This window comes from Desulfuromonas soudanensis, from assembly GCF_001278055.1.
Taxonomy (GTDB): Bacteria; Desulfobacterota; Desulfuromonadia; order Desulfuromonadales; family WTL; genus Deferrimonas; species Deferrimonas soudanensis.
This window is the reverse complement of sequence record NZ_CP010802.1, coordinates 3,038,461-3,053,928: the sequence shown is the minus strand read 5'-3', so window position 1 is coordinate 3,053,928 and position 15,468 is coordinate 3,038,461. Positions and strand designations below refer to the sequence as shown.

9 protein-coding genes are annotated in these 15,468 nt (G+C 61.5%); 8 read left to right on the top strand and 1 reads right to left on the bottom strand.

All coding sequences use genetic code 11. The features are described from left to right. The 5 genes from DSOUD_RS13600 (at window position 1) to DSOUD_RS13580 (ending at window position 7,147) form a co-directional block, all read left to right on the top strand. Window positions 1-2,418, top strand: a complete 2,418-nt coding sequence (locus DSOUD_RS13600) for a Lon protease family protein (protein ID WP_279330560.1) — start codon at window positions 1-3, stop codon at window positions 2,416-2,418. Window positions 2,419-2,572: 154 nt separating this feature from the next. Further along, window positions 2,573-2,968 carry a phage holin family protein gene (locus DSOUD_RS13595; RefSeq protein WP_053551518.1) on the top strand — a complete coding sequence of 132 codons (396 nt, stop codon included), beginning with the start codon at window positions 2,573-2,575 and terminating at the stop codon, window positions 2,966-2,968. Between the two features lie 144 nt (window positions 2,969-3,112). Continuing rightward, the gene (locus tag DSOUD_RS13590; RefSeq protein ID WP_053551517.1) at window positions 3,113-5,641 is read left to right on the top strand and encodes a CHASE2 domain-containing serine/threonine-protein kinase; all 2,529 of its coding nucleotides are present in this window, start codon (window positions 3,113-3,115) and stop codon (window positions 5,639-5,641) included. After that, on the top strand, window positions 5,638-6,426 hold the full coding sequence (locus DSOUD_RS13585; RefSeq protein ID WP_053551516.1) for a PP2C family protein-serine/threonine phosphatase: 789 nt from the start codon (window positions 5,638-5,640) through the stop codon (window positions 6,424-6,426). The genes DSOUD_RS13590 and DSOUD_RS13585 overlap by 4 nt, the downstream gene beginning before the upstream one ends. Before the next feature lie 4 nt (window positions 6,427-6,430). Further along, complete coding sequence (locus DSOUD_RS13580) at window positions 6,431-7,147, top strand: FHA domain-containing protein (protein ID WP_053551515.1); 717 nt, start codon at window positions 6,431-6,433, stop codon at window positions 7,145-7,147. A 78-nt stretch (window positions 7,148-7,225) separates the two neighbouring features. Here DSOUD_RS13580 and DSOUD_RS13575 read toward each other — a convergent pair whose 3' ends face one another. Then, entirely contained in the window at window positions 7,226-8,779 is a 1,554-nt protein-coding gene (locus DSOUD_RS13575) for a phosphotransferase (protein ID WP_053551514.1), read from the bottom strand. Between the two features lie 189 nt (window positions 8,780-8,968). On the opposite strand from DSOUD_RS13575, the gene hrpB reads away from it, so the two are divergent. The 3 genes from hrpB to DSOUD_RS13560 all read left to right on the top strand — a co-directional run bounded on the left by hrpB (window position 8,969) and on the right by DSOUD_RS13560 (window position 15,368). Then, the gene (gene hrpB, locus DSOUD_RS13570) at window positions 8,969-11,440 is read left to right on the top strand and encodes an ATP-dependent helicase HrpB (RefSeq protein WP_053551513.1); all 2,472 of its coding nucleotides are present in this window, start codon (window positions 8,969-8,971) and stop codon (window positions 11,438-11,440) included. 383 nt (window positions 11,441-11,823) lie between these two features. After that, window positions 11,824-14,403, top strand: coding sequence for an alpha/beta hydrolase family protein (locus DSOUD_RS13565; protein WP_157671880.1), 2,580 nt, complete (start codon window positions 11,824-11,826; stop codon window positions 14,401-14,403). Continuing rightward, window positions 14,403-15,368: a hypothetical protein gene (locus DSOUD_RS13560; protein ID WP_053551511.1), complete on the top strand. Its 966-nt coding sequence runs from the start codon at window positions 14,403-14,405 to the stop codon at window positions 15,366-15,368. The genes DSOUD_RS13565 and DSOUD_RS13560 overlap by 1 nt, the downstream gene beginning before the upstream one ends. The last annotated feature ends 100 nt before the right edge of the window (window positions 15,369-15,468 follow it).

Sequence of the window (15,468 nt, the reverse complement as noted above, 5' to 3'; positions counted from 1 at the left end):
GTGGAGAAATATCGACTCTCTCCCGACGAGCTGTTCTGGCGCTGCGACCCCAACCAGTTCGAGTTCGCCACCACCGCGGAGCTCTCGAGCCTCGAAGGGGCCATCGGCCAGGATCGCGCCCTGACCGCCATCGAATTCGGCCTGGGAATTGAGGATGACGGATTCAATATCTTTATTCTCGGCGAGCCGGGGACCGGGCGCTCCTCGACCATCAAGAAGATCCTCAGAAAGCGGGCCGCCGACCGGCCGGTCCCCGCCGACTGGTGCTACGTCCTCGACTTCGAAGATGAGACCCGCCCCGGCCTCATCGAGCTCCCGGCGGGAAAAGGGAAGGAGTTTGCCCGGGACGTGGAAACCCTGGTGGGTCGCCTGGCCGAAGATCTTCCCAAGGTCTTCGAGAGCAAGACCTATGAGGAACAAAAAAACCGCATCGAGACCGAGTACCAGGAGAAAAACAAGGCCCTCTTTCAGAAGCTCGAACAGCAGGTCAGCGACGAGGGGTTCATCCTCCAGCGCACCCCGAATGGCCTCGTCCTGGTCCCGAAAAAAAACGAACAACCCCTTTCCCAGCAGGACTATGAGGCCCTCAGCGACGAGGAACGCGCCGCCCTCGACAGGAAGGGGGAGGCGATGCAGGAGCTCCTCAACGAGGTCCTGCGCCAGATCCGGGACCTCGAAGGGGAGATGCGCCGGGAGGTGGCCAGGATGGAGAAGGACGTCCTCCTCTCCGCCGTCGGTCAGCTCTTTGCGGAGCTCGAAGAAAAATACCAGGCTTTCGACAGGATACTGGCCCACTTTGAAAGCTGCAAGAAGGACCTCCTCTCGCGCCTCGAGGAATTCCGCCCTTCCCAGGGGCCGCAGATCACCCTGCCGGGGCTCAAGATGGGGGGGCAGGAGCCGTCCTTCGACCGTTACCGCATCAATTCCTTCGTCGACAACAGCGCCCTCAAGGGGGCGCCGGTGATCTACGAGCCGAATCCGACCTACTTCAACATCTTCGGCCGGATCGAGCACGTCATCCAGATGGGGAACGCCATCACCAACTTCACCATGATCAAGCCCGGCGCCCTGCACCGGGCCAACGGCGGCTATCTGATCCTCGACTGCCGCGAGGTGCTGATCAACGTCTTCACCTACGAGGCCCTCAAGCGCTGCATCCGCAACAAGGAGATCCGCATCGAGGACATGGCCGAGCAGTTCCGGCTCATCGCCACCGTCTCCCTCAAGCCCCGTCCCGTCCCCCTGAACTGCAAGATCATTCTCATCGGGCCGCCGCTCCTCTACTATCTCCTTTACCAGCTCGACACCGATTTCCGCAAGTTCTTCAAGGTCAAGGCCGACTTCGACCGGATGATGAAGAACACCTGGGAGAACGTGCAGCAGTACGCCCAGTTCATCGCCACCCACTGCCGGGAGGAAAAACTCCTCCCCTTCGATCCCACGGGGGTCTCCCGGGTGGTGGAATACGCGGCCCGGCTCATCGAGGACAAAAACCGTCTCTCCTCGCGCTTCCTCGACCTCTGCGACCTGATCCGCGAGTCCGCCTACTATGCCGGGCTTCAGGGGCGGGAGCGGGTCGACACCTCCCATGTCGAGCTGGCCCTTGAAGCGAAGATCTATCGCTCCAACAAGACCGAAGAACGGATCCAGGAATTGATCGACGACGGCACCATCCTCGTCGACACCGAGGGGTCGGTCGTCGGCCAGATCAACGGCCTCTCCGTCTACATGCTCGGGGACTACGCCTTCGGCAAACCTTCGCGGCTTACGGTGCGCACCTACCTCGGCAAAGGGGGTGTCATCAACATCGAGCGGGAGGCCAAGCTCTCCGGGCCGATCCACGATAAGGGGGTCATGATCCTCTCCGGCTTCTTCGGCGAGCGCTTCGCCCAGGACAAGCCCCTGGCCCTGGCCGCCTCCATCTGCTTCGAGCAGTCCTATGCCGGGGTCGAAGGGGACAGCGCCTCCTCCGCCGAGCTCTACGCCCTCCTCTCATCCCTGGCGCGCCTCCCCCTGAAACAGGGGATCGCCGTCACCGGCTCGGTCAATCAGCATGGCCAGATTCAACCCATCGGCGGGGTCAATGAAAAGATCGAGGGGTTTTTCACCGTCTGCAAGGCCAAGGGAATGACCGGCGAGCAGGGGGTCATCATCCCCGCCCAGAACGTGAAAAACCTGATGCTCAAGCCGGAGGTGGTCGAGGCAGTGCGCAACGGTCAGTTCCATGTCTGGGCCGTTGCCACAATTGACCAGGGGATCGAAATCCTCACCGGGACTCCGGCCGGGGAGGCGCAGGAGGACGGGTCCTGGCCGGAGGAAACGGTCAACGGCCGTGTCGACCGGCGTCTGCTGTCCATGGCCGAGGTGCTGCGCAAGTTCGGTCGCGGGGGGGAGAAGAGCGGGGAAAAGGGCGACTGATGGCTAAGGACCCCCGGGTTCCTCCACTTCGCTCCGAGGGGGAGGGGAAAAGTTCGGGGTGACCTGAAGCCGGAAATGGGCTATCCTTCCCGGAGATTTTCTCTGGTGCCCCCTTTTGATTGCGGGGCCCCTGCACACCGACTTCGGAGGTAACATGAAGGGACTTCTCCTTCGCTGGCTGATTCTGACCCTGGCCATCATGGCCGCCGCCTATGTCTTCGACGGGATCGAGGTCAGCGGTTTTTTCTCGGCCTTTTTCGCCGCGGCCATCCTCGGCATTCTCAACGCCTTTTTCCGCCCCATCCTTTTTCTCCTCACCCTCCCCATCAATATCCTCACTCTCGGCCTCTTTACCTTCGTCCTCAACGCCCTGATGCTGATGATGGCCTCGGGGGTCATCAGCGGTTTCCAGGTGCGCGGCTTCTGGACGGCGGTGGTCGGTTCGCTGGTCATCAGCGTGGTGAGCTGGCTCCTCAGCTCCTTCATCAACGACCAGGGGCACGTGGAATACGTGGAGCTGCGCAAAGGGCGGGGCGACCGCTGGGAATGAGTTATTTTCCCCCTGACGATTTTTATCAGATGCCCGTTGGCAAAAGGGTACTGATTTTGCTTCTCCTTCCGCAGGCATTGCCGTAATCGCATCTCCCTGCCCCTCCCCACCAGGGCGCACCGGGGGAACGCCGGAAGGACCTCCTTGAAAAAACTTCTGACATCCACCGGATTTCTCTGCTTTTGCCTGACGCTGGCCGTTCTGGCCGGGGCGCTGCTGCAGGCAGCTCCCCTGCAAATTCTCGACGGACGAATCTACGATCAGGCGGTCAAATTGCGGAGGCGCCCGAGCGCCGCCGGTCCGGTGGCGCTGGTGGCCATTGACGCCGCCAGTCTCCAGGAGCTGGGGAGCTGGCCCTGGCCGCGGACCGAAATCGCCTCCATGGTGGAGCGCCTGGCAACGGGTGGCGCCGCCGCCATCGGCCTCTATCCCCTCTATTCTTCTGCGGAAAACAACCCGGGACTCGCCGAGATCCGTCGTCTGCGCCAGGACTTATCTGCGGCCCCGGCGGCGGGAGGCTCCGCCGGCGAGTTCGCTGCCGCCCTGGCCGAGAGTGCCGGACGCCTGGACGGCGACGCCCGGCTGGCTGCGGCAGCCGACCGCGCCGGCAATCTGGTTCTCCCCCTTCGTTTCTCCCTCGGACTTCCCCCTGCGGGGAGCTCATCGGAACTTCCTCCTCCCCTCAAGAAAAACTCCCTCCTTCCCTGGAACCCCCACCGCGACTGGCTCTCGACCCTGAGCCAGTTCCGCAACCCCCTGGAGGAGGGGCGGGGGGAGGAGCTGGTCGCCCGGGAGGTCTCCCGGCCGGTGGTGGCACTGACAAAAAGTGCTCGCGCCCTCGGTCATATCAATCTGCTGGCCGACCCCGACGGCCGCCTGCGCCGGGTCCCCCTGGGGATCGATTACGCCGGGCGCTGGTTCCCCTCCATGGCCCTGCAGCTGGCCGCCCTCCTGCGCCAGGTCCCCCCGGGGGATCTGGCGCTCGGCGGAACGGACGGCGGTTTTGCCGGGGTGACTCTCGGCAGATTTCTCCTGCCCACCGACCGTCATTTCCGCCAACTCCTCGATGAGGACGATGCCGAGGCGGTGCAGGTCCACTCCTTTGCCGCCGTCGCCTCCGGCGCGGTCCCTGTCGAGACCTTCCGGGGACTCCCGGTCCTGATCGGGGTGACCGCTCCCGGCGAAACCCCCCTCTATCGCCTCCCCTCCGGGAAGGAGGCGGCCGGGGTGGAAGTCGCCGCCCGTTCCCTGGCCGGCCTCCTCTCCCCCAGCCATCTGGCACGCCCCTGGTGGGCCTTTGCCCTCGAAACCCTCGTTCTCCTCTACTTCGGACTCTTTCTCACCCTGGTCGTTCCACGCCTTTCCCTGCGCGGCGGCCTGCTGATTCTCGGGATATTCCTCCTCACCTGGTACGGCGTTGTCGGAGCCCTTCTGGTCTCGCGGGGACTCTGGTTCCAGGTCGGACCGGCGACTCTCCTGGCCCTTCTCGGCCTGGCTCTGATCGCTTCTCTCCGCCGCCGTCGGGGGACAACGGCGGGGTACGAGGATCTCAAGCTCCTCGGGCTCTCCTATCAGGGGCAGGGGCTTCTCGACATGGCCCATGACAAATTCCTGCAATGCCCCGTGGCCGACCCGTCGATCCGGGAGCTTCTCTACAGCCTGGCCCTCGATTTCGAGCGCAAGCGGATGTTCAACAAGGCGGTGGCCGTCTACGCCCATATCCTGAAAGAGGGCCGGTTCAAGGACGTGAAGAAGAGGGTGGCCGGGCTCAAAGCCATGGATCAGACGATGGTCTTCGGCCACAAGGGGGGAAAAGACGCCACCCTGGTCCTCCACGACGCCGCCAGCCGGCCGACCATGGGGCGCTACGAAATCCTCCGCGAACTGGGGCAGGGGGCGATGGGGACCGTCTATCTCGGCCGCGATCCGAAAATCAACCGAGAGGTGGCGATCAAGACGCTGCGCTATGCCGACGTCGAACCGGAGCAGCTCAAGGGGGTCAAGGCCCGTTTTTTCCGCGAGGCCGAAGCCGCAGGGCGCCTCAATCATCCCAATATCGTCACCATCTACGATGCCGGCGAGGAGCACGACATGGCCTACCTGGCCATGGAATTCCTCGACGGGGTCGACCTTTCCCGCCACTGCACCCGGGGTCACCTCCTCCCCTACCGGCAGGTGCTGAAGATCGCCGCGGCGGTGGCCGACGCCCTCGATTACGCCCATCGCCACGATCTGGTCCATCGGGACATCAAGCCCGCCAACATCATGCTCCTTGCCGGCGGGGAGGTGAAGGTGACCGATTTCGGCATCGCCCGGGTGATGAGCTCCTCCCAGACCCAGACCGGCGTCGTGCTCGGCACCCCGAGCTACATGTCCCCCGAGCAGGTGGCGGGGAAGAAGGTCGACGGCCGCTCCGATCTCTTCTCCCTCGGGGCGGTGCTCTACGAGATGCTCAGCGGCGAAAAGCCCTTCAAGGGAGAGAATCTGGCGGTCCTGATGTACAACATCGCCAACGGCTCCTGCCCCCCCCTCTCCGAGGTGGCTCCTTCTCTCCCCCCTTGTTGCGCCCTGATTGTCGACAGGCTCCTGGCCAAGGGAATCACCCGACGTTACCGCAGCGCCGCCCAGGTTGCAGAGAGCCTGCGCGCCTGCCTGGCCGGGGAGAAACGATGATTTTCCGCGCCTTTGGCCAGAGCGACCGGGGACGCTGCCGGGAAAACAACGAGGACAGCTTCAGTCTGGCCTGCGATCTCGGTCTCTTCGTGGTGGCCGACGGCATCGGCGGCCTGGCCGCCGGCGAGGTGGCCAGCCGCATGACCGTTGACGCCGTGGCCGATTATCTGCGCCAGCCGGCGGCGGTCGAGGAGCCCTTTATCGGCTCCGCGGATGACGCCTTCTCCGAGGCAGCCCGCCGCCTCGCCGCCGCAGTCCGCTACGCCAACGGCCGGATACGTCAGGCTGCTGCCGACAACCCCCCCTGGCGGGGGATGGGGACGACCCTGGCCGCTGCCTGGGTGCGGGGGGATCGGGTCTGCATCGCCCATGTGGGGGACAGTCGGGTTTACCTGCTGCGCGGCCCCTCGATCATCCCTCTGACCGAAGACCATTCCCTGCGCGCCGAACAGCTGCGTCAGGGGCTGGAATCGACCGCTCCGGGGAACATTATCACCCGGGCCCTGGGGATCGCCCCGGAGCTCGAAGTCGCCCTCTCCGAGGTCTCTCTGTCCCCCGGTGACCGGCTTCTCCTCTGCACCGACGGCCTGACCGGCGTCGTCCCGGACCCCCTTCTCCTCTCCCTGGTCCGGGGGGCTGCCGGGCCGCGCAGCGCCTGCCGGACCCTGGTCGATCTGGCCAACTGCAGCGGCGGTCCGGACAATATCTCCATCATCGCCGTTTATTTCGATTCGCCCGGACTAACGACCAGAATGAAAAATCTGCTTTTTTATAACAGGAGGTGACCTTATGCCGCGCATACTTTTGAAATTCAACGATTCGATCCTCAAGGTTCTCGAAACCAACAAGGACCAGATCACCATCGGCCGCAACCTGAAGAACGACATCCAGATCGACAATCTGGCCGTCTCCAATTTCCACGCCCGGGTGGAAAAACAGCTCGGGCACTATTTCATCGAGGATCTCAACAGCACCAACGGCACCTTCGTCAACGAGCGCAAGATCAGCAAATGGGGGCTCAACGACAACGATGCCGTAAACATCGGCAAACACACCCTGATCTTCCTCATGGACGAAGCCGGGGAAGGGGAGGGGGAGACCGATCTGCGCGAACTGGACATGGACAGGACCATGGTCCTCGATACCCGGCAGCAGCGCGACCGCCTGGAGAAGGCGACCAAAGGGGGCGGTTCCGGGGAGGCGGGGGGATTCATGGGGATCCTGCAGGTGATCGGGGGATCGCTCGATCACGACGAATACCAGCTCACCGAGCGCCTCACCATGATCGGCAAGGATCAGGGGGCGGCGATCCGCCTCGAAGGGCTCCTGGCTCCCAAGGTCGCCGGTTTCGTCTCCCGGGACAAAAGCGGCTACACCCTGATTCCGCCCGAGAAGCGCAACAAGCTCAGTCTCAACGGGCACCCAGTGGAAGAAGGAACGCTCCTCAAGAACGCCGACCAGATCGAAATCGGCGCCGTCAAGTTGCGCTTTCACCTCAAGGGGTGAAACCCCTTTTCCCCGCCGCTCCTCCCCGTGCAGGGGCGGTGGATATTTCCCGTGTCGTCCTTTTCCCTCCCTTTCTATTCATGCCGGCCCTCCCCTGTGGCGTCGACCCTCTCCCGGGGTCGGCATCCCGGCGCTGAGGGCCTGTTCGGCCTCGACCAGAACCCGCCACAGATCTTCGCTCCCCCCCATTCCAACCTTGATGAGATAGGCGGCGATGCTCAGGTTGGTCCGCGCCCGGAAGAGTTCCACCTGTCCGTGGAAATCGTCTTCCACCGCGGACCTCTCTTCGAGATAGGCGGAGAGGAAAAGCTCCTCCGGATAGTCGACGAGAATCTGCGGATGGCCGAAAAACTGGTTGCGGAACTGGGCGAGAAAGGAGCCGACGTCGTAGGCGGGAGGGAGGGTAAGAGAACTCTCGAAGTCGATGGCGGCGACGAAGAGGGTGGAGGGGTCGTCCTGCCGGTCCTGGCCGAGAAGGATGTTCTTCGGATGGAAGTCGCCGTGCCCCTGAATCAGCAGCTCGGGGCGGCCGGTCAGAAGGCGTCGTTCCCGCTCATCGACGACTTCCATGATCTCGGCGGCCCGCCGGCTGTGGGGGTGACCGATGTCGAGAAAGCGCTGAACATAGCGGGGGAGGCGGCGCTGTTCCTCGGCCAGAAATTCATCAGCGGGGGTGAGGAGGAGGCGGCAGTTGTGGAGCCGGGCCAACCAGCGGGCGGTCAGCTGCAGATAGCGACGCCCCTCGGCTTTCGGAGCGCCGAGGAGCCTGTCATAGAGGGAGCGGCCGCGCACCCCCTCCTCGATGAGGGTCAGCGTAGAGCTGTCTTCGTCGATGGGGAGCGGCACCCGGTAGGGGCCCCGGGCAAAGCCATGATCGGAGAGGCTCTGCAGAATGTGGTGGGCCCGTTCCGCCTTCGACCACTGGCAGGGGGTGTCCAGGGTCTTGATGATGATCCGCTCGCGGATTTCGTCCAACCCCTTGGCGCCGATGGTAACCTCGGTGACCCGGTTTTTGCTCCCGGCCTTGGGGATCTCCTTCAGGAAGGGGCGGCAGCGCCCCTTCTTCAGTTCTCCGGCCAGTTCCGCCAGGTCGGAAAGGGGGTGGTCGAAGAGGGTCGGATAGAGTCCGGCATAGCTGGGGCCATGGGTGTCGGTCCCGGCGATGGCGGTGAAGCGCAGCTGGTGCCATTGCCGCAGTCCCCGGCAGTTTTCCCGCACCGACTGGTTGGAATTGAAGATTTCGATGCCGTCGAGAAGGGGGTGGCGCAGATCCGCCTCCGTCGGGAGGCGCCCGCTGCGGTAGGGGTGGGCCCACACCAGGGCGGCGCCGGGAAAACGTCGGCGGATCTCCGAGAGAGGCGTTCCCGGCGGCAGGGAGACGTCGGCGCCGTAAACCAGCACGTCGCCCAGCTCGGGGGTCTTGACCTCCTGTCCGGAAAAGATAAGGAAATGCTCGGGGACCCCTGCCCGGCGGCGCAACGCTTCGAGCCCCTTTTGCGGCCACAGGTAGTGATGATCGGTGAGAACGATCCCCTGCAGCCCCTTGGCGTGAATGCGGCGGACGAGGTCGGCAGCGGAAACGAAACTGCAGCGGGAGTGCTCCTCGGTGTGACAGTGCATCTCGATGAGCATGAAAGATCCTTTTGGGGTGGATTGGCGCGCACGCAGGCGCTCTCCCTTCATTGTACCCGAAGGTGAGCGCGTCGGGGGGGCAAGGCTTCGCAGTTTGCGCTGGAAAGCTCGGGCCCCATCGGGCATCATGGGGAGGACAGGCCGGGGAGAGCCCCCCCCTTCGACCCCTTTTCAAGCGATAAGAAATTTATGGACCCGACCCCAGCAGCAGCTCTCCCCATCGACGCCGTCCTCCCCGAATTGCAGCGACTTCTGGCCGCACATCCGGCCGCGGTTCTCGAGGCTCCCCCCGGCGCCGGCAAGACCACCCGGGTCCCCCTGGCGCTTCTGTCTGCGCCCTGGCTGCAAGGGCGCTCCATCGTCATGCTCGAACCGCGGCGGCTGGCGGCGAGTAACGCCGCCTGCTTCATGGCCCGGCTCCTCGCCGAGAAGGTCGGCCAAACGGTCGGCTACGCCATCCGCTATGAGCGCAGGGTGTCCCGGGCCACCCGCATCGAGGTGGTCACCGAGGGGATCCTCACCCGTCGCCTCCAGACCGACCCGGAACTCAACGGCGTCGGTCTGATCATCTTCGATGAATTTCACGAACGCAACCTCAACTCCGATCTCGCCCTGGCCCTCTGCCGCGACGCCCAGCTCGGCCTGCGCGACGATCTGAAGATCCTGGTGATGTCGGCGACCCTCGACGCTGGTCCGGTGGCCCGGCTCCTCGGCGATTGCCCGCGGATCAGCAGCCAGGGGCGGGCCTTCCCCGTTTCGGTGCGCTACCTGGGACAGGAGCCGCAGGGGAGGGTCGGCGACTACGTCCCGCCGGCGGTGCGGCGGGCGCTCTCCGAGTCCTCCGGGGATCTCCTGGTCTTTCTCCCCGGCGTCGGCGAGATACGCCGCTGCGCCGCAGCCCTCTCCGATCTCGAAGCCGAGGTCGATCTCCGCCCCCTGTACGGCGATCTCCCCTTTGCCGAGCAGGAGCGGGCGATCCTTCCTGGACCGCGGCGCAAGGTGGTCCTCTCGACCAACATCGCCGAGACCAGCCTGACCATCGACGGGGTGGCGGTGGTTATCGATGCCGGTTTTGAGCGCCGCCCCCGCTTCGACGCCGCCCGCGGCATGACGGCCCTGGAGACCGTGCGCATCTCGGCCGCCAGCGCCGCGCAGCGCGCCGGCCGCGCCGGTCGCCTCGGCCCCGGCGTCTGTTACCGGCTCTGGACGGAAGGGACGCAGGGGACGCTCCTCCCCTTCACTCCGCCGGAGATCCGCGGTGCCGATCTTGCTCCCCTCGCCCTCGAGCTCGCCCGCTGGGGGGTGCAGGACGCCGGTCAGCTCGCCTGGCTCGACCCTCCCCCGGCCGGGCATCTGGCCGGGGCGCAGGCGCTGCTGCGCCTCCTCGGCGCCCTGGACCAAAGCGGAAAACTGACCTCCCTCGGGGAGGAGATGGCCTCCCTTCCCGCCCACCCGCGTCTCGCCCGACTCCTCCTTGCCGCCCGGGAAATCGGGAGGCCCGGCCTCGGCGCCGATCTGGCCGCCCTCCTCGGCGAGCGCGATCCTGGCGGAAGTGACGGCCCCTGTCAAGCCAGCGACAGCGACCTCCTCGACCGGCTCGAGCGGCTGCGACATCGCGGCGGCGAGGCGGCGGCGCGGGCGGCCCGCTACTTCCGGGAAAAACTCGGCGTCACCGGCGCGGAACCGGCACCCGATGCCGCAGGGGTCGGCCGCCTCCTGGCCGTCGCCTACCCCGACCGCATCGGCCGCGAGCGCGAACCCGGCTCCGGACGCTACCTTCTTTCCGCAGGTTTCGGCGCCCGTCTGGCGCCGTCCTCTGCGGTGAAGAACGGGGAGTGGCTGGTGGCGGTGGAGGTTGTCGCCAGGCCGGGGGAGGGGGAGATCCGCCTCGCCAGCCGGATCTGTCGGGAAACGGTGGAAGAGCTCTTCGGCAAAACGCTTGAATGGCAGCGGGAAGTTGACTGGGACGAGCGGATCGGCCGGGTGGTCGCCCGCGAGGTCCGGCGCCTCGGCGCCCTCCTCTTGCAGGAGCGCCCGGCATCGGCAACGGAAACGGACGTCGTCCCCGCTCTTCTGACGGTGATCCGCCGCAAGGGGCTCGATCTCCTCGACTGGAGCCCGGCCGCCCGGCAACTGCGGGCGCGGGGACAACTCCTGGCCGCTCATCGCCCCGGCTGGCCCGATCTCTCCGACGGGGCCCTTCTGGCGACAGTGGACACCTGGCTGGCGCCGCATCTGGCGGGAGTGACGAGTCTAGCCGCCCTGCGCCGGGTCGATTTGTGCTCTGCTCTGCAGGGTCTGCTCGGCTGGCAGCGGCAGCAGGAACTGGCCCGCCTCGCCCCGGAGCGCCTGGAGGTGCCGAGCGGTTCCCACATCCGCCTCGATTACGAGGCCTCCGACGGCCCCGTTCTCGCCTGCAAGCTGCAGGAGCTCTTCGGCCTCGCCGAGACCCCCCGGGTCGCCGGCGGCGCCGTCCCGGTCCTGATCCACCTCCTCTCCCCGGCCGGCCGGCCGCTGGCCGTCACCCGCGACCTGCGCTCCTTCTGGGACAGCGTCTATCCCGAGGTAAAAAAGGAGATGAAGGGGCGCTATCCCCGGCACCCCTGGCCCGACGACCCCTGGAACGCCGTCGCCACCCGCCACATCAAACGCCGGACCTAGGGGACTGGCTCCGGCCGGCGCCTTGCCCCTTGTTGCCGGTCGGTGCCTGTCCCCTTGCGACCGGTCCAGTAGCAATTCTCCCCGCACGGCAACGACAACGGCAGACCCCGAAGGGTCCGCCGTTGCCGTTTTTTAATACTGCACCGGGTTTCCACAGCCGTGACCGTGTTTCTCTTTTGATTCTAAAATATTGGTTAGTTGCATTAGAATGATTGATGGAGATTAATTTAACTAATATTTTTGCCCAGTTGCGTATAACTACTGGAAGCGATGATGCCTACGTGTTGCGGGAGACAGAAGATTATGACCCTGTTTTTGGGGTCGAAAATGAGCCCATAGGGCCAAAAAACGCCCATTTTTGTGATGGTTTCTGTTGAAAAACGGTGATTTGGCTTGGTCCGACCCCGAACACCTTCCTTGAAGATCAGGTTGGGCGGCCGGGCAAAATACTGAAGGCCAATCTGGTCGATACCGATGGAGACAAGGTGCCGGGGTATGCCGACGGTATCGATAGGAATGGTCAGGAAGGCGATGGTGCCAGTGAACCCTTTTATCCGTTGATGTTTGAACTCGGCGGGAGCGTGTTTGATCCGGCCCAGGCAACGGTCCGTTTCAAATACGCCGGCAGTAATCCGGCCGGGGTAGAGAAAGTTGTCTCGGCGGATGAAACAGTCAGTTACACCCTTGCACCCGGGGCGTTGAGGCTTTGGATCAAGGACGGACAGTTCAGTCGCAAGGTGGCCGATATCGCCCAAGGTGGGGATTATGTTGTTCCCGACAAGGCCTATCCCCTGAGCTGGTTCGAACCGGTTGCCGGCGCGGATGCCTGGACCTTGTTTGTTGAAGGGGTCAGGGGGGTCACAAGCGCTGAGGAGAAGCAGATCACCCTCACAGTCGACCCTGACGGCGAAGGGCCGTTGGCCGCACTTGAAGGGGATCTGGTCTTGGTGACTTCGATTTTTGCCGGATTGGTGCCGGATTACAACCACAACCGCCAGATCGATGAGGAGGATCGGGCGCGTGCTGCACAGGGGGATATCTTTTACTTCTGGATCAATGACGATGACGATGAGGGTGAGACGGGGGGGGATGATATTCCGTTGCCGGCGGTGAGCGGCCAGGAAAGTCGACGCGACTGCGATAACTTCAGGATCGACGGCGTGCGCGACCTGATTGACTTCTTCCCGGTGGCGCTCGATGTCAAAACCCTTGCGCAGATCTTCCCGCCAAATGTCTACACCTACCACCTCAAATCGGCGGATGAGAATTTAAAGGTAGCCTTTCCAGATTTGTCGGTGGCGACGGTGAAGAACTATCTGGAGGAAGTCGAAACGGCGCGGCGGCTTGCCGAGGCCCCGACGAAACAGTTACGAGCCAGCGGTGAGTTTCTGGTCACGCTCGGCGAGGTGTTAAGCGGTCGGACGCAAGCGAAGCTCGATGAACTCATCAGCGCTGCGGCAACACAAGACACCTCGCCGGTGATCCTGCTCGAAGGGGGTAAGCCGAGCACCTCGCCGCTGGTACTGGAGATTAAAGACCAAGTCGGAAATCAGGTCTTCTTGACGAGTCTTAACCTCAGTCTCGATGGGGTTGAGCAGATGTTCAGGCATGTGAATCTCTTGCCGACAATAGACAACCCCAAAGCACCGGCGGTCGAAATCGGGCAGATCGGCGAACATGGGGCTGAGGGCGGTGAAAAGAGTCGCTATAACGGTGACGATTTTTCCAACAGAGACCATTTCAACGGATTTGATGGCGAATTGAGCGAACGTTACTTCGCGCTATTGCATGGTGTCAACGTTGACGGACAACAGGCACGAGGTTTCCACAGCGAGATCTTTAAACGACTCTACTGGTCAGGATCAAAAGCAAAGTTAGTTGGCGTGACCTGGTATGGAGCCGAGGGGATTGACGCCAATTATCAGCCGAACGTTGTTAACGCCTTTAAAACCGCCGCGCAATTCGGGCAGGAAGTTGCAAAAGCTACTCAAAATATGCCTGTGTCGATCATGGCTCACAGTCTTGGGAACATGGTCGTGTCCAGCTACTTAAATGATTATTATCAGCAGCATCCACTCAATGTGCGGAATTACATTCTTGTCAACGCCGCCGTGGCGCTGGAAGCTTACCTCGGGGATTATCAGGGCTATGCCGAAGGGCAATTGGACAATCCGGACAAGAAGACCTTCGACAGCGACAACTCGATGGTGCACAGTAACTGGCATGGTTACGACAAACGCCTCGGCTCCAGCGAATGGCATCAGTTATTTGGTGCCGACGATTCCCGGCGGACGCTGACGTGGCGCAGCCGTTTCGCGAATCTGCCGGAGAGCATCAACTATTACAGCTTTTACTCGTCCGGCGACGAGGTTCTGGCGACTTATACCGGTGAGTCGCCCGACATTCAATTCCCCGATGTTTGGAACAGCAATCTGCGGCGCTATGCCTGGGTTTTGCAAGAGAAGTGGAAAGGTCGCGACCTGCCGTTTGCCAGCACCGATCTGATGGGGTGGGGATTCAACCAGAATAATTATCGAACGACCGAGATAGTCGACGGTGGACTACCCGAAACTCACCCATGGTTCCCGACGATTGCCAATAGCTTGGTCCACAATGATCAGCTTCTCACGGAACCGTTCTTCCGTAAGCCCGGCGCCGGGCAGTTGGGTCATCTGCTCTTCGAACCGACATTCGATGAGGAATATGTGAAGGGTGTTCGCGACCAACTTCTCGCTCTTGTTCTCCCGTCGCTGACCTTGGTGACGGGAGGGTGGCTTGGGGAAGACATTCAAAGAGATAGAAGGTTCAGTCTTTTTGTGAATATGAATGATCCGTCGAAGAAAAACGATTGGCCGAGTAATCGGGGCCTTGATAAAGATTGGAAGCATTCAGATATTAAAGATGTTGCCTATGTTTTTTCAAAAGAAATATTTAAACAAATTGTTGAAAATGGAGGCCTGTAATGAGAGTGAATCTAATTCAAGTTTTTTATATATTTATTTTTATTATGCTAATTGGCACAAGTGCTTACGCATTGACAAATTTTTCAAAGGCGACGATTGTCGTGCTCGATGAGAGAAATGATCCCATAGATGGAGCATATACAGGGATAACGTTTGAAACAAATACAGGCCAAGGAACCAAGGTTTCGACGGGTGATGGATCAACCAATTTAGAAGGAAAGTTCACAGCAACAGGCAGTTGCAATGGGCATATTTCTTATGGTGCCAAAAAGGAAGGGTACTACGATAGTTATTATGTTTACGATTTTAAAGAGAAAAATTCATTTGGCTGGGAGCCTTGGAATCCGGAGTTAAAAGTTGTTTTGCGTAAGATCGAAAATCCCGTGCCGATGTATGCAAGGCGTGCAAAAATTGAGATTCCTGTTGCGGGCAAGGAAATTGGATTTGATCTAGTTAAATACGACTGGGTAATTCCATATGGCAAGGGAACAATTGGCGATTTTACTGTTTATCTCGATATGGATGATAAAGGAGGTAACGATTATGAATATAAATTTAAAATCTATTTTCCGGAAAAATATGATGGATTTTACACTTATGACGAGGAAATTGAAAAAGGAAGTTCTTTTAAGCTTCCAAGAATAGCAGATATGGATGGATATTATGATAAAGAAATAAATATATTAATGGTTGGACTTAAGCGCGGTTCAAAGCTTTCCTGGAAAAATAACAGACATTATATATTTCGCGTCAGGTCCGAAGAGAAACATGGCAAGTTCACTAGAGGAATGTACGGGAAAATATTTTCAGACATTAAGTTGCTGACGGCTAGAAAAAAAGGTGGAATACCTAGCCTTTCGTTTACCTATTACCTCAACCCCGACTTCACCCGTAATCTCGAATTCGACCCTAAGCGCAACCTGTTCGGCAATTTGCCGGACTCGGAGCGGGTGACAGAACCGTAACCATAAACGTCCGCTCACAGTTCTTTGATAATCGAATAATCGTGCATCCGCAGACTCAGCCACGGTCGGAGCTTGGTTTCAGGGGGTGACTGTTACTTCC

What these genes read in the sequence shown, in the direction of transcription:
- DSOUD_RS13580 (WP_053551515.1), top strand. Translation starts at nt 6,431, where the DNA reads ATGCCGCGCATACTTTTGAAATTCAACGATTCGATCCTCAAGGTTCTC.
- hrpB (WP_053551513.1), top strand. Translation starts at nt 8,969, where the DNA reads ATGGACCCGACCCCAGCAGCAGCTCTCCCCATCGACGCCGTCCTCCCC.
- DSOUD_RS13585 (WP_053551516.1), top strand. Translation starts at nt 5,638, where the DNA reads ATGATTTTCCGCGCCTTTGGCCAGAGCGACCGGGGACGCTGCCGGGAA.
- DSOUD_RS13575 (WP_053551514.1), bottom strand. Translation starts at nt 8,779, where the DNA reads ATGCTCATCGAGATGCACTGTCACACCGAGGAGCACTCCCGCTGCAGT.
- DSOUD_RS13560 (WP_053551511.1), top strand. Translation starts at nt 14,403, where the DNA reads ATGAGAGTGAATCTAATTCAAGTTTTTTATATATTTATTTTTATTATG.
- DSOUD_RS13595 (WP_053551518.1), top strand. Translation starts at nt 2,573, where the DNA reads ATGAAGGGACTTCTCCTTCGCTGGCTGATTCTGACCCTGGCCATCATG.